Origin of the sequence: Paenibacillus sp. cl123 (assembly GCF_900101595.1) — a bacterium.
GTDB lineage: Bacteria > Bacillota > Bacilli > Paenibacillales > NBRC-103111 > Paenibacillus_G.
Window position 1 is genome coordinate 442585 of record NZ_FMYY01000001.1, and the last position, 24456, is coordinate 467040.

Genomic DNA, 24456 nt, shown 5'->3' on the forward strand with positions numbered 1-24456 from the left:
AGGAGCAGGAGCAGGAGCAGGAGCAGGAGCAGGAGCAGGAGCAGGAGCAGGAGCAGGGAGCAGAGAGCAGAAGCAGGGAGGAGGAACAGGAAGAAGGAACGAGGAAAAAGAAAAAGAAAAATATGCGGGATTTAAGGCTTGCGCAATAAGTAAATGTGGATTAGAAAAAAATAAACCGTCAGCCATTTACATACATACTGTATGTATGTTAAATTAGAGCTACCAAAACCGAAAGGGGTTTTCCATCCATGAAAGTATCCAGCTTCTATCCCGTGATTTTAACAGACCAAGTCGATTCCACCGCGGCATTCTACGTAAAGCATTTTGGATTTGAAAAGGTGTTCGATGGGGAGTGGTACGTCAGTTTGAAAATGTCCGGCGCGGATCAACCGTTTGAGTTGGCGGTGCTTGATGCCGCTCATCCGACCATTCCCGACGCCTACAGGAAGAAAACGAGCGGGCTGATCCTTAATTTTGAAGTGGAAGATGTCGATACTGAGTATGAAAGGCTCATTCAAAAGGCCAAGCTTCCTTTGGAGCTGGATATCCGGAGCGAAGATTTCGGACAACGTCATTTCATCACTGCCGATCCGAACGGAATTTTGATCGATGTCATCACCGTCATCCCTCCTACGGGCGAATTCAGCAGCCAGTATGTCGAGGAAAGCTGGAAATAAAGTGTTATGAATGGAGAACCAGCCCAATATGAGGAAAAAGAAAGAGGAGGCAACCGAAACGATTAGGAAACTGATCGAGGTTGCCAGAACACATTTTACAGCGTTTGGATATGCGAATGTGGCCTTGGAATCGATCGTTCTAGAAGCGAATCTGACACGGGGTGCGGTGTATCATCATTTTCGCAGCAAAAAAGAGCTGTTTCGTATTGTCCTGGAAGATGTCCAGCGCGAAGTCGCCGAAAATGTGGAGCTGGAGGCCTCGACAAGCGATGATATATGGCAGCAGCTTTACCTGGGTTGCCGGGCGTTTATTATGGCCGCGGTAGAAGAGCGGAACCGGCGCATTATGCTGATCGACGGCCCGGCGATTCTTGGCTGGGAAGTTTGGCGAGAGATGGATAGCAACCATTCGATGCGTCTGTTGAGGGAGCAGATTAAACTTATGCAGGAGCAGGGCTGCTTCCGAATGACGCCCCTTGATGCTTTGACCCATTTTATATCCGGGGGATTGAATGAGACGGCGCTTTGGCTTGCCAATGAATCCTTGCAGAGGCCGGATGCTCTGGATGAAACCATGAAGCTGCTTGGCGTGTTTCTGAATGGATTCAAACAAAATACGGCTCCATGATCCGACCGACGCATAATGAAGGGCATGGGCGAATTGGCGAAGAGCGGGCATTGTCCCGCTCTTTGCTTGCTGCGGAGCTTGTTCGATTTCCCGGTCGGTAATCGCGCGGCTTCTAAACATGTGGGCTAAGCAGCTGCTTGTCATACCGGTGAATTATTTGAGCGATGAGAGCAAGGAATCTACGCAATTTTGTACAAATAGGCGATCGGGCCGCGCTTTCAACAGGACGGTAAGTCCGATCAATGAGATAACGAACGATTGCGCTAATGCTTTAGGGCTTGTGTCTATGGTCAATTCCCCTGATCGTACACCGCTTTCGATGGCTTCTTGAAAGATAGCCGCAAGATACATCTGATGCTCTCTTGTCAGTACTTCAAATTTCTCGTTATGAGGGGCAAGCTCAACCATCGTGTTGATGCAAAAACAGCCTCTGTTGGGACCTCCTTCATAACCGTCTGCGATCAGGCCCTCAAAAAATCCTCGGAACGCGTCTCTAACAGACGACTTGCCTTGAAGTTTGGACCGCACATGCGAAGCATGGGTTTTCGTATATTTACGCAACGCAGCTTCAAACAGAGCCTCCTTGTCTCCGAAGGCGGAATAAATACTTGGCCGTTGGATGCCCATGCGAGAGGTCAAATCGCTTAATGATGTGGCGTCGTATCCTTTTTCCCAAAAAAGCTGCATGGCTGCGTCCAAAGCTTTTTCTTCATCGAATTCACGCGGTCGTACCATCGTACGCCGCCCCCCTTCTCCTTTTGTTAACCGCTACATAACATATCGATCAGTATGATATTAGTTTAGCCATTACAGGTTTTTTTGTCAAATGTTGCGCTATATGGTAGGGTATCTTGTTCGGAAAAAGCGAAGACTACGGTTAAAGATTAGGAAATACCAACTTGACAATACCGTCCTTTATGGGCTATTTTTTAAATTAAATTTGTACCGATCGGTACGTTATAATAGTTGAATATTCACAGAGGAGCGTGGAACCGAGGATGAAGGAAACGAATACAAGCACATTGGCGTCGATTGACGAAGAGCATCGCGATCAGCTAATCGAATCGGGCACCGGAGATGTTGAGCAGGTCAGACCGGGGCGCGCTTCTTCCATATCCCGGACTATGGCGCTGTTATTTGCCGCGGCATGCGGGATGGCCGTTGCCAACATCTACTATGCGCATCCGCTTCTTGACACATTGTCGGGCGAATTTGGCATTGGGCATTCAAGGATCGGCATTCTGATCACCGTCACTCAAATTAGTTACGCGCTCGGTTTGCTGTTATTGGTGCCGTTAGGAGATCTGCTTGAGCAACGGCGTCTGATCATCAGTCACATGTTATTGTCCGTGTTAGCCTTGGTTGTGGTGGGTTGCGCGGCTACGAGCACAGTACTGATCGCCGGCATTGCCGCGGTCGGACTTCTGGCCGTTGTAACCCAGACGCTGGTAGCATTCGCCGCAGCGCTAGCTGCGCCATCCGAGCGCGGACGAGTCATCGGCTTGGTAACCAGCGGCGTCGTGCTGGGCATTCTGCTTGCGCGGGTCGTCGCAGGCCTATTGACGGATCTTGCCGGGTGGCGTTCGGTCTATCTCGTCTCCGCGGCATTCATGCTGCTTATCTCGGGCGTGCTGCTGAGGGCATTGCCGAAGGTGGAACGGGAGAAAACGACTCTTTCGTACGGGGAGTTGATTCGTTCCGTTTTCTTATTGTTTGTTCAAGAACGGATGCTGCGCGTGCGCGGGGTACTGGCTTTTTTCATTTTCGCTGTATTCAGTATATTTTGGAGCTCGCTGGCGCTCCCTCTAAGCGAACCGCCGCTCTCTCTTTCGCATAGCGCGATCGGGGCATTCGGTCTGGCAGGCATTGCCGGTGCGTTAGCGGCGGCCAAAGCGGGACGTTTGGCGGATCGGGGGAGAGGACAACGGACAACGGGCATCGCATTGGCTCTGCTGTTCCTGTCATGGCTGCCCATCAGCTTAACTCGGCATTCCCTATGGGGATTGATCGTTGGAGTGATTATACTGGATTTTGCCGTACAGGCCGTACATGTGACTAACCAGAGCATGATTCTAGGCGCACGTCCCGAATCGCGCAGCCGTCTCACCGCCTGTTATATGATCTTTTATTCGTTAGGCAGCGCGATCGGATCGATTGCATCAACTGCCATCTACGCCTATGCAGGCTGGAGCGGTGTGAGCATATTGGGAGCTTCAGTCAGCGCCGTCGCCCTGCTTTATTGGAGACTAACGCGCCGGTGATCGGGTGAGGCGCAAAGGCCACCGCCCCTCCCGGCGGCCGTGCAGCTTAATAAAAATTTTATTTATTGCCGCGCTTATTTTTAAGAAGTCTCCCTTATTCTGAATGAAAGTCAGCCAAGACCGGGAGGGAGCTAGCCGTGAAAAAGTGGGTATTTGGGATCGTGATATTGATTGGATGCAGTTATTATTTTTCTGAAATTAAGCCGCAGGCAGTGGAACAGCAAACAGAAGTGATCGGCGAAGAAGCCGTATCGACCATTCAAATAACCAAGGATCAAGTATATAAAGGGAATCTGTTGTTGGTTAATAAGGATTATCCTGTGCCTCCGGAAGCGCGGGCTTCTATCCAGGCCAAGGCTGTAACCTTGTCCAAGCATAAAAAGCTGACCGAGGGATTTGTTTTGCTTGATAACCATATTCAGCTGTCCGCCGATATGGCCGAAAAGTTCTCGGCAATGGTTGCAGCTGCAAGAAAAGACGGCGTTAATCATTTTATACTGAATAGCGGGTACAGGAATCATGAGGAGCAGCATGAGCTGTATGAGCAGCAGGGCGCCGAGCTGGCGATGCCTGCAGGCTACAGCGAGCATAATCTGGGGCTTTCGCTCGATATAGGGTCATCGCTGGGGAAGATGATGCAAGCGCCGGAGGGAAAATGGCTGGAGGAAAACGCATGGAAATACGGATTTATATTGCGTTATCCGCCGGATAAAGTCGATATTACGGGGATTGAGCATGAGCCTTGGCATTTTCGTTATGTGGGGCTGCCGCACAGTGCCATTATGCAGGAGAAGAATATGGTGCTGGAGCAATATTTGGACTATGTAAAAAAACAAAAGCGCATGACGATAACGATTGGCCAGCGCACCTACGAGGTTTCTTATTATCCAGTGACCAGGAAGGGGGGCTCTACGGTGAATGTGAAGGGTCCCTATGAGATTTCGGGCAACAATAAGGATGGGGTTATCGTGACGAGCTGGACAACAAAAGCCGCCAAGTGAATCCATAAGGCCGAAAGTTTGATACAATGAGAAGCAAACCATAGCGGGCGGGAGTGGGCAGAATGAAGCCGGTTACGATACTAATTGCGGAAGATGATGCGGAAATCGCAGACTTGATAGAGCTGTACCTGAATAAGGAAGGGTATCACTGCATAAAAGCGGCGGACGGACAAGCGGCGGTCGATGCCGTTGCGAGATATGCGATCGATTTGGCTATTCTGGATATCATGATGCCGAGGCTGGACGGTCACGAGGTGACCAGACAAATTCGCGACAAGCATGTGATGCCGATCATTTTTTTAAGCGCCAAAGGATCTGATCTCGACAAAATTACAGGGCTTATCGGCGGCGCCGACGATTATATGACCAAGCCGTTTAATCCGATGGAGCTGGTCGCCCGGGTCAAGGCGCAGCTGAGACGATCCATGCAGTTCAGCCAGCCGGTAACCGGCAAATCCATTGTGGAAGCCGGAGGATTGGTCATTCATCCGGATGAGAGGACGGTCATATGCAACGGCGTTCCCGTAGAGCTGACGCCCAAAGAGTTCGATATCTTGCATTTGCTGGCCAGCGCCCCCAAGAGAGTGTACAGCTCGGAGCAAATTTTCAAGCAGGTATGGGGGGAGGATTACTATGAAGGCAACAATACCGTCATGGTTCATATCCGGACGCTGCGCAAGAAGCTTGGAGATGACATAGACAAAAATAAATGGGTCAAAACCGTATGGGGGGTGGGATATACATTCAATGGCTAATATGCTGCGAAGTTTTCGGTCAAGAATGATCCTGCTGTTTGGCCTCAGCATGTTGTTTGCGGGGCTGATTACCTTTGTCATTTACAAGCTGCTCCAGCTTTATTACTATACGACCAGATATGAAAATCCGTTGACCCGTTTTCGTTATTTCATAAGGGAAGTGGGCGACATCAACTTTTTCTTGATTTTTTTTATTCCGCTTTCGATTTGGTTTTTCTTTCTCCTTACCGAACGATACGCCGCATACTTCCGCGTAATATCCGGCGGTATCCATCAGCTTGCAAACGGAAACTTTAACAATCAGATTTATATCCCTTCCCAGGACGAATTCGGCGATATCGCGCGGGATATTAATCTGGCCGGTGTCAAGCTGCGTGAAGCTTCGGAGAGAGGCGATGTCGCCGAAAACAGCAAGGAACAGCTGGTCTTGAATTTGGCCCATGATCTGCGCACGCCGCTGACTTCGGTTATCGGTTATTTGGATTTTATGCTGAAGGACGAGGATTTGACCCCGGCGCAAAGGAAGCGTTACATCACGGTGGCCCATGCGAAATCGCTTCGTCTGCAGCGGCTAATCGACGAATTGTTCGAAGTGGCCCGCATGAGCTACGGCCGGCTGGCGATCGAGGCAAAGCCGGTGGATTTGAGCGAGCTGCTGCTCCAGTTAACCGAAGAGCTGTACCCTGTCCTTGAGAAAAACGGCTTAACCTCCCGTCTGCAGGTGTCGCCGTTAACGGTGCGGGGGGACGGCGAGCTGCTGGCTCGGGTATTCGAGAACTTGCTGAGCAATGCCGCCCACTACGGCCGGGACGGACAATATATTGATGTGCGCGGCTTTGCGGATAAGAATGAGGCCGTCGTTCAAATCATCAACTATGGCGAATATATTTCTTCCGCGGATTTGCCGCATATCTTCGATATGTTTTACACCGGCGATAAAGCGCGTGCGTATCATGATGGAAGCACGGGGCTCGGCTTGTTTATTGCGAAAAACATTGTCGAGCAGCATCGCGGCTCCATTGCTGTGGAAAGCAGCCGGGCTTGTACCCGGTTTGAGGTTCGGCTGCCGCGGCCCGTCCCGGCTGATGCCGGCCATGCATAGACAGAGGCGGGGTTTTCTGGATTTTGCGGTGATTATACCGGGCCACGACTTATTGGAACGAATAATAATCCGCCATTCCGGCCAAGCATTGACCTGGCGTGCAAGTTTGATGATAATATAGGGGACATTCCCTTAAGCCATGCTATGCCAAAGCGGGTGATGACCTTCGGGAGATTGGAGCTGTACCGTGAGATATCATAATTTGGAGCAATGTATTAATGATCTTGAGAAACATGGGCACCTGGTTCGCATCAAGGAAGAAGTGGACCCTCATCTGGAGATGGCTGCCATCCATTTGAAGGTATATGCGGCGGGCGGACCGGCCTTGTTGTTCGAGAAGGTGAAGGGTTCGAAGTATCGGGCGGTATCCAACCTGTTCGGAACGATGGAGCGCAGCAAGTTTATTTTCCGGGATACGCTGGAGCAGGCGCAGAACGTTATTGCTCTGCGCAACGACCCGATTAAAGCGCTCAAAAGTCCTTTTCAATATATAGGAACCGGACTGGCTGCCAGAAAGGCGCTGCCGCTCAAAAAAACGAGCGGGCTGCCGGAAGGGTTCCGGGAAATTCAAATATCCGATCTGCCTCAAATTAAACATTGGAAAGATGACGGAGGCGCTTTTGTCACCCTGCCTCAAGTGTATTCGGAGGACCCCGAGAAGCCGGGGATCATGAACTCCAACCTGGGCATGTACCGCGTTCAGCTCAGCGGCAACGACTATGTGCTCAATAAGGAAGTCGGCATTCATTATCAGATCCATCGGGGCATCGGCGTCCATCAGGACAAGGCGAACAAGCTGGGTCAGCCGCTGAAGGTCAGCTGCTTTATCGGGGGACCGCCAGCCCATACGCTATCCGCGGTCATGCCGCTGCCGGAAGGCATGAGCGAGCTGACCTTCGCCGGCTTGCTCGGGGGACGGCATTTCCGCTACAGTTACGTCGACGGCTTTTGCATCAGTCATGACGCTGATTTTGTGATCACCGGCGAGATTCATCCCGGGGAAACGAAGCCGGAGGGACCTTTCGGCGATCATCTCGGTTATTACAGCCTGGTTCATCCTTTTCCGGTCATGAGGGTGCATAAGGTGTACGCCCGAGAGCGTGCGATATTCCCGTTCACGGTCGTCGGACGGCCGCCGCAGGAGGATACCTCGTTCGGCGAATTGATCCATGAGCTGACAGGGGGCGCCATCCGGCAGGAAATCCCGGGGGTGAAGGAGGTCCATGCCGTGGACGCGGCCGGGGTGCATCCTTTGCTGTTTGCGATCGGCAGTGAGCGATACACGCCCTATGAGCAGGTGAAGCGGCCGGCGGAGCTTCTGACGATCGCCAACCGGATATTGGGCACCGGCCAGCTGAGCTTGGCCAAATATTTATTCATTACGGCTGAAGAAAAGCAGCCTTTAAGCACGCATCGGATGGAGGATTTTTTAACTTATATTCTGGAGCGGGTCGATCTTCACCGTGACATTCATTTTCAAACCAACACGACCATCGATACGCTCGATTATTCAGGAACCGGGCTGAACACCGGCAGCAAGGTTATATTCGCAGCGGTAGGGGACAAGATCAGAGACTTATGTCAAGAAGTGCCCGGCGTTCTGAAGGAGCTGGGTCACGCGAAGCTGATTATGCCGGGTGTTGTGGCGCTGCAGGGCTCGGCATTTACGAGCTACGAGGAAGCGCCGCAGGAAATCAACCGTCTGTGCGGCTCGATTCGCGACAAGGGCCCGCTGCCCTCATGTCCGCTGATCGTTTTATGCGATGACAGCGACTTTATGAGTGCGTCGACTGCTAATTTTCTTTGGGCAACGTTCACCCGCAGCAACCCTTCCCATGATATTCACGGAGTGAACAGCTACTATGAGCATAAGCATTGGGGCTGCGACAATGTGCTGATTGACGCCCGCACGAAGCCGCATCAAGCGCCGCCGCTGCTGCCCGATGCGGAGGTGGAGAGCGCTATCCGGCATTTGTTTGCGCCTGGCGCGAGCTTAAGCGGCATTTCAATCTAGCGGCCGGCAGATTCACGGAAAACCATGCAGCAGAAGCATGGTTTTCTGCCGTTCCTTGCCGTTTAGCCGTCCGGAGCGGCTGGTGCGAGCCGCCAACTGACGGACCGCGGCAGCCTGTCAATCTATTCGGGGTCCCCCGGGAAAGGTGAAATGTGGATGGTCCCGCCACTTATAGACACGAAGCTGTGCATCCCGCCGTCTCGGCCCAGAGCCGTGCTTCGAGAGCGATTGATTGACCGGATTCAGGAAGGATTGTACCGGAAGCTGACTTTGATCTCGGCTTCGGCGGGGTATGGCAAAACCACGTTGGCCGGCCAGTGGTTATCCCGGGAGAAACGGCCGGCTGCGTGGCTGTCGCTGGACGAAGGAGACAACGCTCCTCATCGTTTCTTGACCTATCTCTTTGCCGCGCTGCGCACGATCGAGGCGAAGCTGGGGGAGGGCGCAGCGAAGCTGCTTCATGCTCCGCAGCCGCCTCCGCTAGCAGCGATAATAACTGTTTTGATCCAGGATCTGATAAAGTTCCCTGAGAAGTTCGTAGTCGTCCTGGATGATTATCATGTCATTCACTCGCCAGGCGTCGACGAAGCGATATCATTGCTGCTGGATTACATGCCGCCGAATATGCATATGGTCATTCTGACGCGCGAGGAGCCGAATCTTCCTTTGGCACGTTTGCGGGTCAACGGTGAAGTAACCGATCTTGGCGCTCCTGACTTGCGGTTTCATACGGCTGAAGCTGCCGGTTTTCTTACGGACGTGATGCGGTTGAAGCTTTCTTCCGAAGCGGTATCGGCCGTGGAAATCCGCACGGAAGGATGGATTGCCGGCCTGCAGATCGCAGCCCTGTCGATGACGGGACATTCCGGCGCCGCTCAACCGGTGCCGGCGTTTCAGGATAGTCCCCGGCTATTGATGGACTATCTGATGGAAGAAGTGCTGAGCAAGCAATCGGCGTCCGTGCAGAAATTTTTGCTGTATACCTCGATCCTGGGCCGATTCTGCGGTTCGCTTTGCGATGCCGTTATGCTGCATGAGGCCCGGGTGCCCGGCGATCAGATGCTGCGCGATCTAGAACGCGCGAATTTGTTTATTGTTCCGCTGGATCGGGAGCAGCGCTGGTACCGGCATCATGCGCTGTTTGCCGAACTGCTGCGGAAGCAATTCAAGCGCCGGATGCCGGCTTCCGCCGACGGGGTCGAGGAGGCCGAGCTGCATGAGCGGGCGAGCCGATGGTATGCCAGCAGAGGCTTTGCCATGGAAGCCTTCCGCCACGCAGCGGCTGCCGGCAATCATAAGCTTGCCGCCCGGCTTGCGTTAGGAGACGGCATGCCTCTGCATTTGCGCGGCGAAGTGCTCCCGGTGCTTGACTGGCTGGAGTCCCTTACCGAAGCGGAGCTGGCCGACAACCCGCCGCTATGGGTCATCTATGGCTCGGCTTTATTGCTGGCAGGCAGGCCGACCGAGATCGAGCCGAAGCTGCAAGCTGCGGAAGCAGCCATGCCCGGACCTGGGACGGATACCAGGACTGACGGACTCATCGGCTTGATCGCCGCCACGCGCGCAGCGGTAGCCTCGATAGGGATTACCGGACAGCCCGTTTCCGCGAAGCCGAGGCTGTTAGCCGCCGAGGACGCGCTGCGGCGGACGGAAGCTGACGATAAAACCCATGACCTGGTAGAGTTGATCCTCCCTGCACATGCGGCTTCGTCGCCAGAGCCGGAGCTGCTGGATACGGTAATCGCGCTGTCACGACGAGCCGCTGCCTACCTGAAGCCAGCCATGCACCCGGTCCGCCAGACGATGCTTTGGCTGATGGGGGTTGCGTATCAGCTCCGTGGAGACCGCGCCGAAGCCATGGAGGCTTATGCCGGGTGTTTGGCTATGGGCGGGAAGAAGGATGGAACGATATTGGACATGATGGCGTCCGTCGGATTGGGAGGCTTGCTGGAAGCGGACAACCGGTTGTTCGAGGCCGAGGAGTGTTATGCGAGCGCGCTGCTGTGGCTCGGCGATCTGCCGGTGCGCGCTGCTTGCGAAGCGCACCTGGGGCTGGCGCGTATCAGCTACGAACGTAACGATCTCGAAGACGCCAGGCGGCATGCACAGCAGAGCGAGCATGTGGCGCGGCAGCTGGCAAGCGGTGACAGCCTTGTCATGTGCGAAATGTTGGCCGCGCGGCTGAAGGCGGCGGAGAGCGACTGGGTTCCGGCATCCGTCCATACGGCCAACGCCGTACGCATCGCCCGTACTCACGGCCTTTGGCATCGGCTTCCCCAGATTGCCGATATTCAGGCGCTGGCTTTGCTTCGCCGGGGGGACGCGGCCGATGCCCTGCATGTGGCCCGGAAGCATGGGCTCTCGCTGACGGAGGCGCGGGCTCACCTGGCACTCGGGGACACGCCTGCTGCGTTGTCCCTGCTTGAGCCGCTCCGAAAGCGGGCGGAGGCAAGGGGCTGGGCGGATGAGCGGCTGAAGGCGATGATTTTGCAAGCGGCGGCGCTGTATGCACATGGGGACAGAACCGGTGCCGTCCGGCTGCTGCTCGAGGCGCTTGAGCCGGCCGAGGAGAGCGGGCTTCTCCGCACCCTGATCGATGAAGGCCCGGTTCTCATTCCAGTGTTGAAGGAAGCGGCTGTGGCGGGGAGATTGCGTGCATATATGGGGATATTGCTGGATTCGTATACTGAGGAAAAGAAACGGGAGGAAGTCCAAGCCTATCCTTGGATAGAGCCGTTGTCTTCGCGCGAGCTGGAGGTGCTTCGGCTTATTGCCCAAGGCCTCTCCAATCGGGAAATCGGCGAGAAGCTGTTTCTGTCGCTGGACACGGTAAAAGGGCATAATCGTCGAATATTCGACAAGCTGCAGGTACACAGACGCACAGAGGCGGTAGCGCTTGCCCGCAAGCTGGGGTGGACGGATTAATCCGGGGCAAGCCGCCGCCGGGCAAGCACAGCAACACTTAAGTGTCTATACGTCCGACTTCCTTGCCGATATGCTGGAGTTAATGCTGCATGTCGAAAGGGGAAGGGACAATGGATACTTACCAACGCAATGCCAAACTAGCAGGCGCCTTGTTTTTGCTGGCGACGGCTGCTTTTATGACGGGAAGCGGGATCATAGACGCTGTGCTGAACGAACCGGAGTTTCTCGCACGGCTCTATCCGGAGCGAATGAAAGTGCTCGCCGGATTGTCGCTGGAGCTAATTAATTCCATAGCTGTGGTCGGGATAGCGATGCTGATGTATCCGATTCTGAAGCCGCAGCATGAAAGCCTCGCGCTCGGTTACTTCGGTTCGAGAATCATCGAAGCGGTGCTGCTCGCTGTGGGGATGCTTATGACGTTAATGCTTGTTGCCGTAAGTGAAGATTATATCGCTGCAGGGAACGATGAGTCGGACGGCTATTTCGCCGCGATAGGGAGCATGATGATTCGGGGACAGGATATGGCTTTTGAGCTGGCGATGCTTGCGCTAGGTTTGGGCAGCCTTATGTTCTGCTATGTGCTGTACCGTACGAGGCTGATTCCCCGCGGTATTTCTTTGCTGGGCGTGATCGGTTACCTGGCGCTGCTGGCAAACAGCTGCTTGAAGATTGGCGGAGTTGACCCCGGGTACATCTTGTTTATTCCGGGCGGAATCTTTGAGATCGTCTGCCCGCTCTGGCTGATTGTGAAAGGCGTGAGGTTGACCGTGACCGAATGATAGCAACAAGCAACGCCAAAAAAACGCCTTGCTCGATTAAACTGAACTGTGACCCCATTCGTGGACAGATATTAAAAAGCAGCTGGCTTAAGCTGTAAGCAAGTGACTCCTGTATTCGTCAGGGGTCATTTGCTTTAATGTCCATTGATAACGTTCTGAATTGTAGTAGGCGATGTAGTTGGCCACTTGGGCCCTGACCTCATCGATGGTTGGCAGTCCACAAACTGAACATCGTCTTTGAGGTGACCGAAGAACGATTCCATGGAAGCATTATCCCAACAGTTCCCTTTTCTCGACATCGACTGTTTAAACCCGGCTTTCTGAATTCGCAGCCGAATTTTAGGATGAGTGTAGTGCATACCTTGATCGGAGTGAAGGATGGCTTCCGGATGCAGGTTGCCGCCCAAGCGCTCCAGCAAGCGATCTAACGTCCGTTCAACGAGGGAGAGCTCGAGCGTCGAGCTCACGTACTCCGCCAAGATCTGACGGGTCGCACCATCCTTCACACAGGACAGATAGGCCCACTGACCGTTTCCATAACGCAGGTAGGTAATATCGGTCAGAAGTACTTTTTCGGGCTCCCCCTGATCAAACTGACGTTTGAGAAGATTAGGGCAGGTCTTGTGCTCTTGCGTCGCTCTGGCCATCTTTCGATAGGGATTCGCTTGACGTATGGTGGCGACCAAATGAAATTTACGCATAAGCCGTCTAATCTTCTTGTGATTCATAATGACCCCGTCGATCCTCTCCAGACGCATTTTAATGACCAAGGCACCTATTTTGCCTCGCCTGGCTTCAAAGTGCTGTTTAATGAGCCGGAAGTCACACGCATCTGCCGCTGCCCGCTTTTGGCGGTGCTCCTCCGCTTTCAGCCATCTGTAATAGCCGCTGGTACTGACCGCCGCTTGATGGCACAAGTAGCGCGTCATCCGCCTAAGACCGTGCTGGCGAATCGTATGATAAATGATTTCGTAGCGCTCGGAGGGCGTTAGCCGTTCTCTTTCTGCCGCTCGAGCGCTTCGAGCTTTTTTAGGAAATCCACCTCGGCTTCCAACAGCTTAATGCGTGCGTTGGCACGTGCGAGCGCTTCTTCTGCCGACAACGCCCTAGCTTGCCGTCTGCCGGTGCTGCCTTTACCTCTTCGCTCTGCCAGGAGACCTGCTTCACCGTATTTGGCATAGGTCTCACGCCAACGCTTTAAGCTGTGCTTAGGCTTGTTATGCCGATGAGGTCAAGGTCGAATCCTGCTTTAATAAAGATTTCCGCTGGTGTTTGACCTGTTTGATAAGCAAGCACCGCCGCCACTTTAAACGCAGGTGTATACGTGATATCGGTCTCTGATACGTGATGAACGTTTGGATTGCCTTCCAGCTTTTTCATGTTCTCTTCCGTAAACAACGTCCGATTCATATTCCCCATGATTGGCTCCGCTCCTTACCTTTGATCTGATTAAAACACAAATGACCCGCAAGAGGGTCACTTTTTTCAAAGTGTCCTTCTTACGGGTCAGAGTTCAAACGGGCAAGGAGCTTTTTTGGTTTGATTCGGTATCCCGTCAACGGCGCGGCGGTTATCCATGGGATGGGGAGATGACTATTGAACCGGCTTCAGCGCCTTTACCTCGGCAATGGAGAGCCCGCTTGCTTGGGCGATCACCGAAACATCCATACCCATCGAGAGCATGTTTTTGGCAATTTCAACAGCTTTGGCAAGTTCTCCTTCAGCCCTGCCTTCAGCCCGTCCTTTCTTCAGCCCATTCTCCGTCGCCCATTCGATCATGGACGCCTCATCATGCAAGTATTTCTGACGCTCCTCGTACAAGCGGCGTGCTTCCCGGTCCTGGCTCAGAAACTCGAGCGTATCCATTGCTTTCTTCAAAGTCGGTTCGTTCATCCTCAGTACCTCCCAATTCGATTTGTCGGCCCCTTTGAGAAACAGCAACCAATTTATCAAACCGCCCTCCATCGGAACAGCCCGTTCGTCCAGCTTGGATAACTCCATAAAATGGACTTCGATATCGTCGCTCAATTCGAGTCCCGTATGGTCTTCCCTCAAATGAAACACATTATGATAAAGTTCATTAGAGATAAAAGAATAGTTCAAAATGTTGATAGTAACACATTTTTTAAGCTCTTTGTAAGTTTGTCCTTCTTGCAGCTGGCTGGAGTAGCGTTTACTCCAATAGTAAAGCGTCCGTTTTTCTATGTCATATTTATTGAAAAGCTGCATTTCGATATTTATCAATTTTCCCTCGGTCGTCTTCGCCCAGATATCAAAGATGGACTGTTTATCGAGAGGAGCGTCTTTGTCCGTGTAGGGGTTGAGCAAAACAATTTCGCTGAGCGGCAGCTCTCCGGATTCAGCAAACGTGCGATTCAAGAAAGCAAGCAGCACATCCTTATTGTCCTCGCTGCCAAAAATACGTTTAAATACAAAATCATTTCGAGGGTCAAGCAAGTCCTGCATCTGACAATCAACTCCATTTCTTCTTATTATATCATGTATGACCGCTGTTTTTGTAGCTCGGCGCAACGAAGCAAAAGCTTGCCGGGCCGTTCGATTCCTAAATTAAAGCTTGAATTCATAATTTGAAATTGAATTGACGCCTGCTTGCCTCTAGGATAGACGCGAGGGGAGAGGGGGGAGCGGCGATCAGGGTCTGAACAGGAAGGGAAGGGCCATATCCAGGTGTCGGCCGGCACATCCGCTTTTAAACGACGAAAGGATGAGAGGGGATGCAGTTATGAGAAGGCTTCAAACAGAAATGCGGCGCTTGCTCGCAGTTCTGCTTGTATTCGGTTTGATCGGCAGCGAGGCGGCTCCGCAGCAAGCTTCGGCGGAGGCGATCGCATTCCAGGACGGCTTCGAAGCGGGCTTCGGCGGGTGGACGACTGTCCACGGCACGCCTACGGCCAGCTCGCTGCGCGTGCATAACGGTAAAAGCAGCTACATACTGGACCAGGATCAGGATGTGATTCAGCGGCTTGCTTCAACGGCCAGAGGCGATGCCGTCGAAGTTTGGTTTTACGATGACGCCTCGAACAGCAATATGAGTGCATATGCATTTGTGGATGCCAATACATCGGCGGCTGTGGCGCTTGGCGTAAACACGTCGGTAAGCGGCAATGAATATGTCGTGCGCCTCGGCGCAAACAGCTCGGCGTCCGGCGTCGCGAGGACGACGGGCTGGCATTCGTTCGTATTTGACTATCGCTCGGGCAGTAAGGTCGTGTTGTATATCGACGGCAAGCAGGTTGCCGACTCCAATTCCGTAACCGCTTACAAGAGGGTGGCATTGGGCGATTATTGGAGCGACGGCAAAATTAGCGGCGCGTACTTTGACGATATCCGCATCAGCGACAAGCTGCCGTGGGAGCCGTATACGGTGCCGGCGCCGGCGGCTTCCAGTGCGCTGCCTGTGGCCGAGCCGGGGGGCGTCGTTTTCTATGACGACTTCGAATACGGGCTGGGACGCTGGACCACGCTTTACGGAACGGCAGATGCAAGTACGGCCCAGGCGGCAAGCGGAACGAGCAGCTATGCGGTGAACGAGGATCAGGATGCGATCCAGCATAAGCTGGCTGCCATGCAGTCCAAGGTGGCGGTCATCAACTTCTATGATGATGCTGCGGATCAAGAGCTCGCAGTTATGGCATATGCGGATGCTTATGATTCCGCACTGACGATTGCCGGGCTTGGCGTGAACACCGATATATCCGTGACCCATTACGTGTATCGCTTTGGTACGTCTGACGGCGCAACATCGATCCAGCGTGCCGCAGGCTGGCACTCTCTTGTTTTCGACTACCGATCCGCCCAGCAGGTGTCCCTGTATATCGACGGCGTGCCGGTCGGCCAATTTGCGGGAGACGAGGGGTTGAGCCGAGTGGCATTCGGCGATTTCTGGCAGGATGCGAAGACGGGCCATGTTTATTTTGACGATGTTCGTATCCAGGACCATCTTCCATGGGAGCAGCCTGCTTATCCGCAAGGGCTGAGCTTCCAGGAGTCCTTCGATGACGGGCTGGACGGCTGGACGACGCTGCACGGCTCGCCGACTGTTTCCGCCGACCGGGCGCGCGACGGCGAGCGGAGCTACAAGGTGGACCAGGCCCAGGATGCGATTCAGCATGCGTTCCAGGCCCCGCTGAATCAGGCGGCCGTGATCTGGTTTTATGATGATGCGGACAGGGAAATGAACGTCATGGCTTTCGCCGACAGCGGCACGGTGCCGGTCGGGATCGGGGTGAACAGCGCGGAAGCTTCGGCCCATTATGTGCATCGGATTGGCTCGGTCACAACGTCGTCCGGCATTCCCCGCTCTACCGGCTGGCATAGCCTTGTGTTCGACTACAGGTCGGGCAGCGGGGTCGTGCTCTATATCGACGGCGCGGAGATAGCGTCCAGCACGGCGGCAACGGCGCTGCAGAGGATCGCACTTGGCGATTGGTGGAGCGGCGGACCGGTTGCGGATGTGTATTTCGACCGGCTTAGCGTCCAGGACAGCTTGCCATGGGACGCGCCGTTCGCGGACGGGCTGACGGCCGAAAACTTTGACGCCGGCTTTGCCAACTGGACAGCGCTGAGCGGCACGCCCACGGTCACGACAGCGCGCGCTCACAACGACTTGTACAGCTTCGTGCTCAGTCAAGACGAGCAGACGATCGGACATAACTTTGGGATGAATTTCAATCAGGTAGCTGAAATCTGGTTCTACGACGAAGCGGGGCGTGACTCGCTGCGCACGATGGTGCGCGTCGACCGGCTGCTGACGGAAATCGGTCTTGGAGTAGATGCGGCCGTCTCAGATTCGCATTATGTGTACCAGATCGGTTCGGCGGTGACGGCTTCCCCGATCGAGCGGACAACAGGGTGGCACAGCCTGGCGTTCGACTACCGTTCAGGCACAGGGGTAGCTCTCTACATCGACGGCAAGCTGATTGCGGAATCGGCGGCCGAGTCGGCTTTTAACCGGATTGTCCTGGGCGATTTCTGGAAGGACGGTCATGTGGCGGGCATCATGTATGACCAGCTTCGCATCGGGGGAGAAGTGCCGCAGGAGCCGGGAATGATATTCAAGGACGGCTTCGAGCACGGCTTTGACCGGTGGGTCAGCGTATCGGGCACTCCGCTGGCCTCGGCCAATCAAGCCTATGAGGGGACATACAGCTACGCGCTGGACGAAGACCTCGATGTCATCCAGCATCAGCTTGCGGCGCGGTCCAACGATGTGGCGGTCATCCGGTTCTACGACGATACGTCGGTTGCCCGGACGAATGCACTGGCATATGCCGATCGCAATTCGACGGTTATCGGCCTCGGCGTCAGCACGCCGGTCAGCGCCTCTCATTACGTATACCGGGTCGGCGGCACGACTTATGCCTCCAGCGTAAGCCGCACGACCGGCTGGCATAGCCTTGTCTTCGACTATCGCTCCGGAACCGGAGTGACGATGTACATTGACGGAGTAGAAGTGTACAGCTCGACCGGAGCGACATATATGACGCGGATCGCTCTTGGAGATTATTGGACCGGTTACACAAGCGCGGTTTACTTCGATGACGTCCGCGTTCAGACGAAGCTGCCTTGGGAGACGGACCCTGTTCCCGAACCGGTCGTCACCAGCGATACCTTCGGCTTCGAGGATATCGGAGCTTGGAGAAGCGAAGCATACCTGCTGGAGGATAACCCGGGCTGGAAGGACTCCAATCTGCTGGCAACCCGTACGACGACCTTGGAGCAGCTTGCAACCGGAGGAGTAACAGCTTCCAGCGTTCATGTAAAGGAAGGGCAGTCCGCCGGCAAATGGGCTAACCATCCTTATTACCCGACGATTTCCACACGATCGTTCGAACAGGACTGGTCGGCGAGCAATTCCGTCTCGTTCTGGATCTATGCGGAGGCCGCTACGCAGGAAAACGTGTCGCTGATCCTGCATTCCGATCATCCATCGACTTCTTGGCGGGAATTTTATTCCTACACGTTCCCGATTGACTTCGCAGGTTGGAAGCAGATCGAAATCCCGTTTCGCTCCTTCACGGCCTCGGGAGAGACGGCAGGCTGGCATCGGATCGAGCAAATGAGCTTCTCGGCCAAAGCCTTCAACAAGGAGCCGAGTCCGCATACGGTTCTCTATCTGGACGATATCCAGCTGCATGACCGGGGAGTGAACGAGCTGGCGGCACTCACCTCGCTGACCGAGGCGGAGCCGAGCATGCTTGTCTCGTATGCGGTCGCCTATCCCGACGGCTTCGAGGCGATGCCGTTAACTGCTTATTTACGTTATGTGAACAACAAACTCGAATATGAAACCGCATCGCCGTCGCGTCGCCAGGAGATCGAGCAGGAGCAGGCAGCGCTGCTCACCGCTCACGGTCTAGGGAGCGATACGTATGCGCTGAGCCAGTTCGTGGAGACAAGACCGCGGATCGCGGCCCAGCACGATATCGTGCCGATGGAGGCGCATCAGTTGAATCATGGCGCCGCTGAAATCAGGGAGCAGCCTTCGGGCCCGGTCGTTCATGAGCCATACTGGAAAACCGAGCGGGCCGTATACGGATATTACCCGCAGTTTATGCCCGGACCGGTCAGCTTTGCGCCAGGCGGCAGCCGCTATGTCCGCTACGGCAACTCGGTGATTCAGGTATACGATCAGGAGAATCAGCGCTGGTATCAGCATGATCTCGAGCCGGTATTCGAGCGTTATGCGGCGCAGCAGCTCGGCTGGTACGGCTACAAGCACCGGGACGACAACTTCTACCAGGATGTCAACATCCGGTTTGATTCCGATGGCGATGCCTATATGACAGCCACGATCCAGCAGGTGAATGCCGACGGAACGACGGGCGTTCTCCGGTCGCTGCTGCTGCACTCCGCCGATCAGCTTAAAACATGGAAGGCGTACCCGCTGACCGGCTCGTTCGCCAAGCTGGAAGCGCTCGACACGCATAATACGGACGCGCTCAGCAGGCCGCCTGTCATTACGCTTCATGATTACTGGACTTCGAAGAATAAAAGCGGATATTTCGTCATCCCGCAGAAGCTGCCGAGCGGAGAGCTGTACATCCCGCCGAGAACGAAGGTGTGCGAAAGCTGCCTGACTATGGGGCCGACGCATTCGGGGGATACCAACGTAGCTGTGACGGTTACAGACAGCGTTTACTTTATCTACAGCGTCATGGAGCTGGAGAAAGCGCCGGCGATACCGGCCAATCATCCGGCGACCGCTCTTACGTGGACGGCCGGCAATCAGCTGCGCGAGAGCCGCAAGGGGCTGCCTGCTTACGTCGTCAGCTACGATATCCCGACCGGACAGCTGTCGGAGCCGGTGTTCGTCGGATACGGGGGCAGAGCCAACGACGATCATAACTGGCCGGCGATCGCGGTAGACAGCCAAGGTTATTTGCACGCCTTTGTAAATGGACACCATGATCCGGTGTATTATACGAGGTCGTCGCTGCCCCGCAACATATCGGAGTGGAACGCGCCTGAGCTGATCGGTCAGGCGAATTCCTACGCATCGGTTGTCGTGGATCAGGACGATACGCTGTATCTGGTCACGAGGAACTCCCAGCGCGGCTACAACTTCGACATGACGCTGTACCGCAAGCCGGCGGGCCAGGCTTGGGCGGCAAGCGTCAATCTGGCCGAACGCTTCAAGTCGTATTACGAGGTATGGAATCAGAAGCTGAAGGTCGACCCGGACAGCGGTGATCTGTACTTGACGTATTACAGCCAGTCGCGGCAGAGCCAAATGTTCAAGGACGAATACGACGCCTATATGTTTGTATGGCCGGACCGGGAGCAGCTGAAAAACCCGTCCGGAACGCTGACGCCTATGGGCACCTATCAGACGCAAGGCCGCAAGTATACGACATTCAGCGGTATGGTGCCGACCGGCATGAGCACGCTGATCTCCCGGGACAGCGGGCTGACGTGGCGGCTGCTGACGACAGCCGACTTCCAGTCGCCTTAACCGGGATAAGCCCGCACATCCATTCCTTCCCACGCACCAAAAGCAGGGAGCCTTACGTGGGAATGTTCAAGCACCTAGCTCAGCTAAGCTTTTCTTCATCGGACGGCTTTCCGCGCCGCCGCTCGATTATGCATTTACGCCGGGCGGATTCGTCCGTATGATGAGATGAGAGAGAACGACAGAAACGGACGGGGGCAGACGGATGAAGCGACTTATTCAACATCGATCCGATTTTTGGAGACGGCTGATCTTGTCGTATTTGGCGCTTATGGTTGTGATCATCTTGGCATTCGGAGGATACTTGACCAAGCACGCGCAGGAGCTGCATACGCAGGAGCTCTCCCAGGAAAATTTACATCAGCTGCAGCGCGTCCAGCACGTGATCGAGGAAAATTACTTGAACCGGTACGAGTTATCCGGACTGAACAAGGCGATGACGACCATCCGTTCCTCCGGTCCGGAAGAAATCAATTTTTTTCTGGAGCATGAGCTGGCGGGCAATTATTCCAAGGTAAGAAGCCTCAGCAACGATCTGAGCACGCTGAAGATGGCATCGCCCGGGCTCGAAAGCATATCGTTTTATTTCAAGCGATCGGAGATTGTGGTGGATCAGGACTATTTCTACGAAATTCCGGCCAATTCCCCAAGCCGAGAGCTGCTTGCGCATATAGACAGCCAGGAGCCGCACCGCTGGTTCGCCCGCTCGATCCTCCAGCCGGACGGGACGGAGCAGCCGCTGCTCAGTTATATTTACACCCTGCCATACCGGTCGAAAGGGGCGCAGGTCAAAGGCTATATGATTATCGATCTGAGCGTGAGGGAAGTGGTCGGCCAGCTTCAAGCGCTTATCCAGAATGAAGAGGATCGCTATTATATTTTTACGGAGCAAGGCGCGCTGGCCGTATCGAACACGCTCTTGGACGGGGGGCGGCAATCTGATCTGTCCTGGATGAACGGCTTGCTGGAGCGTGCCGGTCCGGAAGGGCGGACGACTCTGACTAGCTTCGAGGGGAAAGAGGTCAGCTTGTCGGCGTATCAATCGAACCTCGGCTGGACCTATGTCAGCCTTCGCCCGCTGAACTCGATCACGCTGCTTACTCAAGAGCTGAAAAAGAAAGTATGGATCATCAGTTCGATGACGATGCTGATCGGGCTTGCATTGTCCTATGCGATGTCGCTTGGTTTCCACAAGCGGGTGCAGGGGCTTATGCTCAGGCTGCAAAGCATGCTGGAGGTGCAGCACAACAAAAGCTTGTATGATGTGCTGGCTGGGCGGATGCCGGCCGGAGAGCAGCCGCTGCCGCTTCGCCCGGACGGACTTTTTGTAGCTGCGCTGCTGCAAGTGGAAGCTCCGCATACGGCCGAAGCGCTCCAGAAGCAGCTGGAGCTGAAGACCGGCAGCCTTCCGAGCTATGCCGTGCCGGTCGACAGCCAGCGAGTGGCGGTCATCTACTGCGTAGACGACTTGGATGGGCAGGAGATGATTCCGCATGTCCGCCGCGAGCTGGAGCATCTGCGCATCAAGCTTGGTCCCGAGTACGGCTTCGCTGCGGCGATGGGCACCGTAGCGTCCGGCACGGAGCAGATTCATATCTCCTACGCCGAGGCTCAGGAAGCGATGGGTTATGTATTTGTGTTCGGCATGAAGCTGCTGATCGCCTACGAGGAATTGGAGCATAAGCAGCCGATCTCAATGGAGCTGCTGGATATCCAGGCGCTGGAGAACAAGCTGAGGTCCGGCGACGAGTCGCTCGTCCGGCAGCATTATGCGATGTGCCGGGACACGCTGCTGCAGTCCAATCTGACGATCGACGCTTATGAGCTGCTGCTGCATCATATGGCGCTGGCGCTCGCCAAGGTCGTGATGGATTCGGGCCGGGGCAGCTTCCGGCTGACTTCGTCAGAGGTCATTGCCTTCTACCGCAAGCGCTCGCTGGATGAAACACTGCATCACCTGGAGCAGCTGAGCCTCGAGTTTGTCGCCAGCCAGAAGGGCATGGGCGAGTCGTTGTACGAGCGGGTCGCCCTCTCGGTGAAAACTTACATCGACGAACGGCTGGACCGCGACCTGTCTCTCGATGAGCTGGCCGACTATACGTCGTATTCCAAGCAATTTATCGGCCGGGTGTTCAAGGAGCAGTTCAACTGCACGATCGCCGATTATATGAGCAGGCGGCGGCTGGAGCTGGCGAAAAAGCTGCTGTCCGAGAAATCTCACACGATAGCGGAGGTTGCCGGAATGTGCGGGTTCCGCAGCGTTCCGTATTTTACAACGAAGTTCAAGCAGTTCTGGGGCGTCACCCCCGCCCAATTCCGCGATCAATAACCGACGCAGGCTTCCATTCAGCCCCGGCAACCCGCTGCCGGAGGCTGTTTTTCTTTTCCTGAAAGCCGAATTCAGATATTGAAATTGAAGAAGGCTGCGCCAAGCTGTACGCTAAGCACATGAAAACGAGAAAGGGGACACCTGCAACATGAGAGCGATTACAGCCGTGTTTGGCGCAGACGTTCGCAAAGAGTACCGCAAGTGCAAATATTTATTTCTTATGCTGCTCCCGGTCCTGCTCTACTATTTGATCTTCGAGTACGGACCGCTGTACGGGGCGCAGATCGCCTTCAAGGATTACCGGATTCGGGACGGGATTATGGGCAGCCCGTGGGTCGGCTTCAAGCATTTCCACTATTTATTTACGGCTTCGCCGGATTTCATGCGGATTATGCGCAATACGCTGCTGCTGAGCTTTTACCACATTGTGTTCGGGTTTCCGGCTCCCATCGTGCTGGCGCTTTTATTCAACGAGGTCCGCAGCCGGGTGTTCAAACGCGTGACGCAAACGATCAGCTATCTGCCGCATTTTCTGTCCTGGGTCGTGCTTGGCGGGCTGCTGATTACAATTTTGTCGCCTACGACCGGCGTTGTGAATCAACTGCTGGCGCTTGTCGGCATCGATCCGATTTATTTCCTCGGAGACCCGGAATACTTCCGGTTTACGCTGGTCGTCTCCTCCATCTGGAAGGAGATCGGCTGGGGGACGATTATTTATTTGGCCGCGCTGGCCGGGGTAGATCCGTCCCTGTATGAAGCCGCCGTCGTCGATGGCGCCGGACGCTGGAAGCAGATTATGCATATTACGCTGCCGGGGATCGTGCCGGTTATTACGATTATGTTTATTTTCCGGATCGGAGCGGTGCTGAACGCCGGGTTCGACCAGGTGCTGAATTTGTACAGTCCCAATACGTACAGCGTCGGGGATATTTTGGACACCTATGTGTACCGGGCCGGCCTGACGCAGCTGCAGTACAGCTTGACCGCCGCCGTAGGGCTGTTCAAAAATGTTGTCGCTTTCACGCTGGTGCTGCTTACGAACTATGTGGTCAAAAAGCTGGGGCAGGAGGGAATTCTGTAATGAAGCTCATAGGCGCCCGCAAGGCCGAAGCCGTCTTTCAGTTCTTCCTTCTGCTGTTCATCACCTTGTTCTGCATCAGTATTCTGTATCCGTTCATCCATGTGCTGTCCATTTCGCTGAGTACGCCCGAGGAAGCGATCCGGCCGGGCATCCATCTGTATCCGCGATCGTTCACGACGGCGGCCTACGCGCAGGCCTTCCAGACGAAAGGAATCTGGATGGGTTACTACAATACCATCTTCCGTACGGTAGTCGGAACCTTCCTCTCTCTGCTGGTCATGACGCTCGGCGCCTACGCCTTGTCGAAAAAATATTTGCCGCACCGCAGCTTCTACACAATGCTGATCGTCATCACGATGTTTTTCAGCGGAGGCTTGATTCCGCAGTTTTTATTGGTGAAAAGCTTGGGGCTGTATGACTCCCTGTGGGCACTGATCATTCCCGGACTGATCAATACCTTCTACATGCTGATCATGCGGAACTTTTTTATGGGCATGCCGCAGGAGCTGGAGGACTCCGCCAAGATGGACGGCGCGCAGGACTTTCAGATTTTATTCCGCATCATTCTGCCGATTTCCAAGCCCATCCTCGCTACTATCGGCTTGTGGCTGGCTGTTCATCATTGGAACGAGTGGTTCCAGGGCTTGATCTATATTCAGGACCAGTCCAAGATCGTGCTGCAGATCTATCTCAGGCGGCTGATCGTGGAGAGCAGCGATGTCGAGATGCAGCAGCTGATGGCTCAGACGTCGGAGCAGGAGGTAGTGGCGGAAAGCGTGAAAGCTGCCGTGCTGATGATCGCGACGCTTCCGATCCTGATGGTGTATCCCTTCATTCAGAAATATTTCGTCAAGGGAGCGCTGGTCGGCTCGGTAAAAGGCTGATAAGCGGCGGATAAGATCGGGATCACGGCCGAGAGCGCGGTCATGAGA

At 54.7% G+C, this 24456-nt stretch carries 18 protein-coding genes; 13 read left to right on the forward strand and 5 right to left on the reverse strand.

What is annotated here, in order from left to right:
* Window positions 1–248: 248 nt before the first annotated feature.
* Window positions 249–677, forward strand: a complete 429-nt coding sequence (locus BLR08_RS01945) for a VOC family protein (RefSeq protein WP_072327901.1) — start codon at window positions 249–251, stop codon at window positions 675–677.
* A 28-nt stretch (window positions 678–705) separates the two neighbouring features.
* Window positions 706–1305 (forward strand): TetR/AcrR family transcriptional regulator, encoded by a 600-nt coding sequence (locus BLR08_RS01950; protein WP_072327902.1) that lies wholly within the window; start codon window positions 706–708, stop codon window positions 1303–1305.
* 153 nt (window positions 1306–1458) lie between these two features.
* On the opposite strand, the gene BLR08_RS01955 is transcribed toward BLR08_RS01950, so the two are convergent.
* Window positions 1459–2040: a TetR/AcrR family transcriptional regulator gene (locus tag BLR08_RS01955; RefSeq protein WP_072327904.1), complete on the reverse strand. Its 582-nt coding sequence runs from the start codon at window positions 2038–2040 to the stop codon at window positions 1459–1461.
* A 389-nt stretch (window positions 2041–2429) separates the two neighbouring features.
* Here BLR08_RS01955 and BLR08_RS01960 point away from each other — a divergent pair, with 389 nt between their 5' ends.
* The 7 genes from BLR08_RS01960 (at window position 2430) to BLR08_RS01990 (ending at window position 12142) form a co-directional block, all read left to right on the forward strand.
* The gene (locus BLR08_RS01960; protein ID WP_371117078.1) at window positions 2430–3566 is read left to right on the forward strand and encodes an MFS transporter; all 1137 of its coding nucleotides are present in this window, start codon (window positions 2430–2432) and stop codon (window positions 3564–3566) included.
* 137 nt (window positions 3567–3703) lie between these two features.
* Window positions 3704–4567, forward strand: a complete 864-nt coding sequence (locus BLR08_RS01965) for a M15 family metallopeptidase (protein WP_072327906.1) — start codon at window positions 3704–3706, stop codon at window positions 4565–4567.
* 62 nt (window positions 4568–4629) lie between these two features.
* On the forward strand, window positions 4630–5322 hold the full coding sequence (locus BLR08_RS01970) for a response regulator transcription factor (RefSeq protein ID WP_072327907.1): 693 nt from the start codon (window positions 4630–4632) through the stop codon (window positions 5320–5322).
* Window positions 5315–6424: a sensor histidine kinase gene (locus tag BLR08_RS01975; RefSeq protein ID WP_072327909.1), complete on the forward strand. Its 1110-nt coding sequence runs from the start codon at window positions 5315–5317 to the stop codon at window positions 6422–6424. The genes BLR08_RS01970 and BLR08_RS01975 overlap by 8 nt, the downstream gene beginning before the upstream one ends.
* 187 nt (window positions 6425–6611) lie before the next feature.
* The gene (locus tag BLR08_RS01980) at window positions 6612–8438 is read left to right on the forward strand and encodes a UbiD family decarboxylase (protein ID WP_072327911.1); all 1827 of its coding nucleotides are present in this window, start codon (window positions 6612–6614) and stop codon (window positions 8436–8438) included.
* 156 nt (window positions 8439–8594) lie between these two features.
* On the forward strand, window positions 8595–11363 hold the full coding sequence (locus BLR08_RS31980) for a winged helix-turn-helix domain-containing protein (RefSeq protein ID WP_072328354.1): 2769 nt from the start codon (window positions 8595–8597) through the stop codon (window positions 11361–11363).
* Window positions 11364–11473: 110 nt separating this feature from the next.
* Window positions 11474–12142, forward strand: coding sequence for a DUF4386 domain-containing protein (locus tag BLR08_RS01990; RefSeq protein WP_072328355.1), 669 nt, complete (start codon window positions 11474–11476; stop codon window positions 12140–12142).
* Window positions 12143–12229: 87 nt separating this feature from the next.
* Here the strand turns inward: BLR08_RS01990 and BLR08_RS31545 are convergent, their stop codons facing one another.
* From BLR08_RS31545 to BLR08_RS02000, 4 genes are all read right to left on the reverse strand, one after another.
* The gene (locus BLR08_RS31545; protein ID WP_256257413.1) at window positions 12230–12316 is read right to left on the reverse strand and encodes an IS3 family transposase; all 87 of its coding nucleotides are present in this window, start codon (window positions 12314–12316) and stop codon (window positions 12230–12232) included.
* A complete protein-coding gene (locus BLR08_RS31550; protein WP_371117079.1) occupies window positions 12277–13110 on the reverse strand; it encodes an IS3 family transposase in 834 nt (277 codons plus the stop codon). Before BLR08_RS31550 ends, BLR08_RS31545 begins: the two co-directional genes overlap by 40 nt.
* Window positions 13111–13339: 229 nt before the next feature.
* Window positions 13340–13561, reverse strand: a complete 222-nt coding sequence (locus BLR08_RS31555) for an HTH domain-containing protein (RefSeq protein ID WP_256257375.1) — start codon at window positions 13559–13561, stop codon at window positions 13340–13342.
* A 174-nt stretch (window positions 13562–13735) separates the two neighbouring features.
* The gene (locus BLR08_RS02000; protein ID WP_072327912.1) at window positions 13736–14608 is read right to left on the reverse strand and encodes an Rpn family recombination-promoting nuclease/putative transposase; all 873 of its coding nucleotides are present in this window, start codon (window positions 14606–14608) and stop codon (window positions 13736–13738) included.
* Between the two features lie 277 nt (window positions 14609–14885).
* Here BLR08_RS02000 and BLR08_RS02005 point away from each other — a divergent pair, with 277 nt between their 5' ends.
* From BLR08_RS02005 to BLR08_RS02020, 4 genes are all read left to right on the forward strand, one after another.
* Complete coding sequence (locus tag BLR08_RS02005) at window positions 14886–20117, forward strand: BNR-4 repeat-containing protein (RefSeq protein WP_176835392.1); 5232 nt, start codon at window positions 14886–14888, stop codon at window positions 20115–20117.
* A 202-nt stretch (window positions 20118–20319) separates the two neighbouring features.
* Entirely contained in the window at window positions 20320–22443 is a 2124-nt protein-coding gene (locus tag BLR08_RS02010; protein ID WP_072327916.1) for a helix-turn-helix domain-containing protein, read from the forward strand.
* A gap of 148 nt (window positions 22444–22591) precedes the next feature.
* Window positions 22592–23524: an ABC transporter permease gene (locus tag BLR08_RS02015; protein ID WP_072327917.1), complete on the forward strand. Its 933-nt coding sequence runs from the start codon at window positions 22592–22594 to the stop codon at window positions 23522–23524.
* Window positions 23524–24408 carry a carbohydrate ABC transporter permease gene (locus BLR08_RS02020; protein ID WP_072327919.1) on the forward strand — a complete coding sequence of 295 codons (885 nt, stop codon included), beginning with the start codon at window positions 23524–23526 and terminating at the stop codon, window positions 24406–24408. The genes BLR08_RS02015 and BLR08_RS02020 overlap by 1 nt, the downstream gene beginning before the upstream one ends.
* Window positions 24409–24456: the final 48 nt, after the last annotated feature.

What these genes read in the sequence shown, in the direction of transcription:
- BLR08_RS02015 (WP_072327917.1), top strand. Translation starts at nt 22,592, where the DNA reads ATGAGAGCGATTACAGCCGTGTTTGGCGCAGACGTTCGCAAAGAGTAC.
- BLR08_RS01950 (WP_072327902.1), top strand. Translation starts at nt 706, where the DNA reads ATGAGGAAAAAGAAAGAGGAGGCAACCGAAACGATTAGGAAACTGATC.
- BLR08_RS02010 (WP_072327916.1), top strand. Translation starts at nt 20,320, where the DNA reads ATGAAGCGACTTATTCAACATCGATCCGATTTTTGGAGACGGCTGATC.
- BLR08_RS01960 (WP_371117078.1), top strand. Translation starts at nt 2,430, where the DNA reads ATGGCGCTGTTATTTGCCGCGGCATGCGGGATGGCCGTTGCCAACATC.
- BLR08_RS02000 (WP_072327912.1), bottom strand. Translation starts at nt 14,608, where the DNA reads ATGCAGGACTTGCTTGACCCTCGAAATGATTTTGTATTTAAACGTATT.
- BLR08_RS31980 (WP_072328354.1), top strand. Translation starts at nt 8,595, where the DNA reads ATGGTCCCGCCACTTATAGACACGAAGCTGTGCATCCCGCCGTCTCGG.
- BLR08_RS01955 (WP_072327904.1), bottom strand. Translation starts at nt 2,040, where the DNA reads ATGGTACGACCGCGTGAATTCGATGAAGAAAAAGCTTTGGACGCAGCC.
- BLR08_RS02020 (WP_072327919.1), top strand. Translation starts at nt 23,524, where the DNA reads ATGAAGCTCATAGGCGCCCGCAAGGCCGAAGCCGTCTTTCAGTTCTTC.
- BLR08_RS01990 (WP_072328355.1), top strand. Translation starts at nt 11,474, where the DNA reads ATGGATACTTACCAACGCAATGCCAAACTAGCAGGCGCCTTGTTTTTG.
- BLR08_RS02005 (WP_176835392.1), top strand. Translation starts at nt 14,886, where the DNA reads ATGAGAAGGCTTCAAACAGAAATGCGGCGCTTGCTCGCAGTTCTGCTT.
- BLR08_RS31555 (WP_256257375.1), bottom strand. Translation starts at nt 13,561, where the DNA reads ATGGGGAATATGAATCGGACGTTGTTTACGGAAGAGAACATGAAAAAG.
- BLR08_RS01975 (WP_072327909.1), top strand. Translation starts at nt 5,315, where the DNA reads ATGGCTAATATGCTGCGAAGTTTTCGGTCAAGAATGATCCTGCTGTTT.
- BLR08_RS01970 (WP_072327907.1), top strand. Translation starts at nt 4,630, where the DNA reads ATGAAGCCGGTTACGATACTAATTGCGGAAGATGATGCGGAAATCGCA.
- BLR08_RS01945 (WP_072327901.1), top strand. Translation starts at nt 249, where the DNA reads ATGAAAGTATCCAGCTTCTATCCCGTGATTTTAACAGACCAAGTCGAT.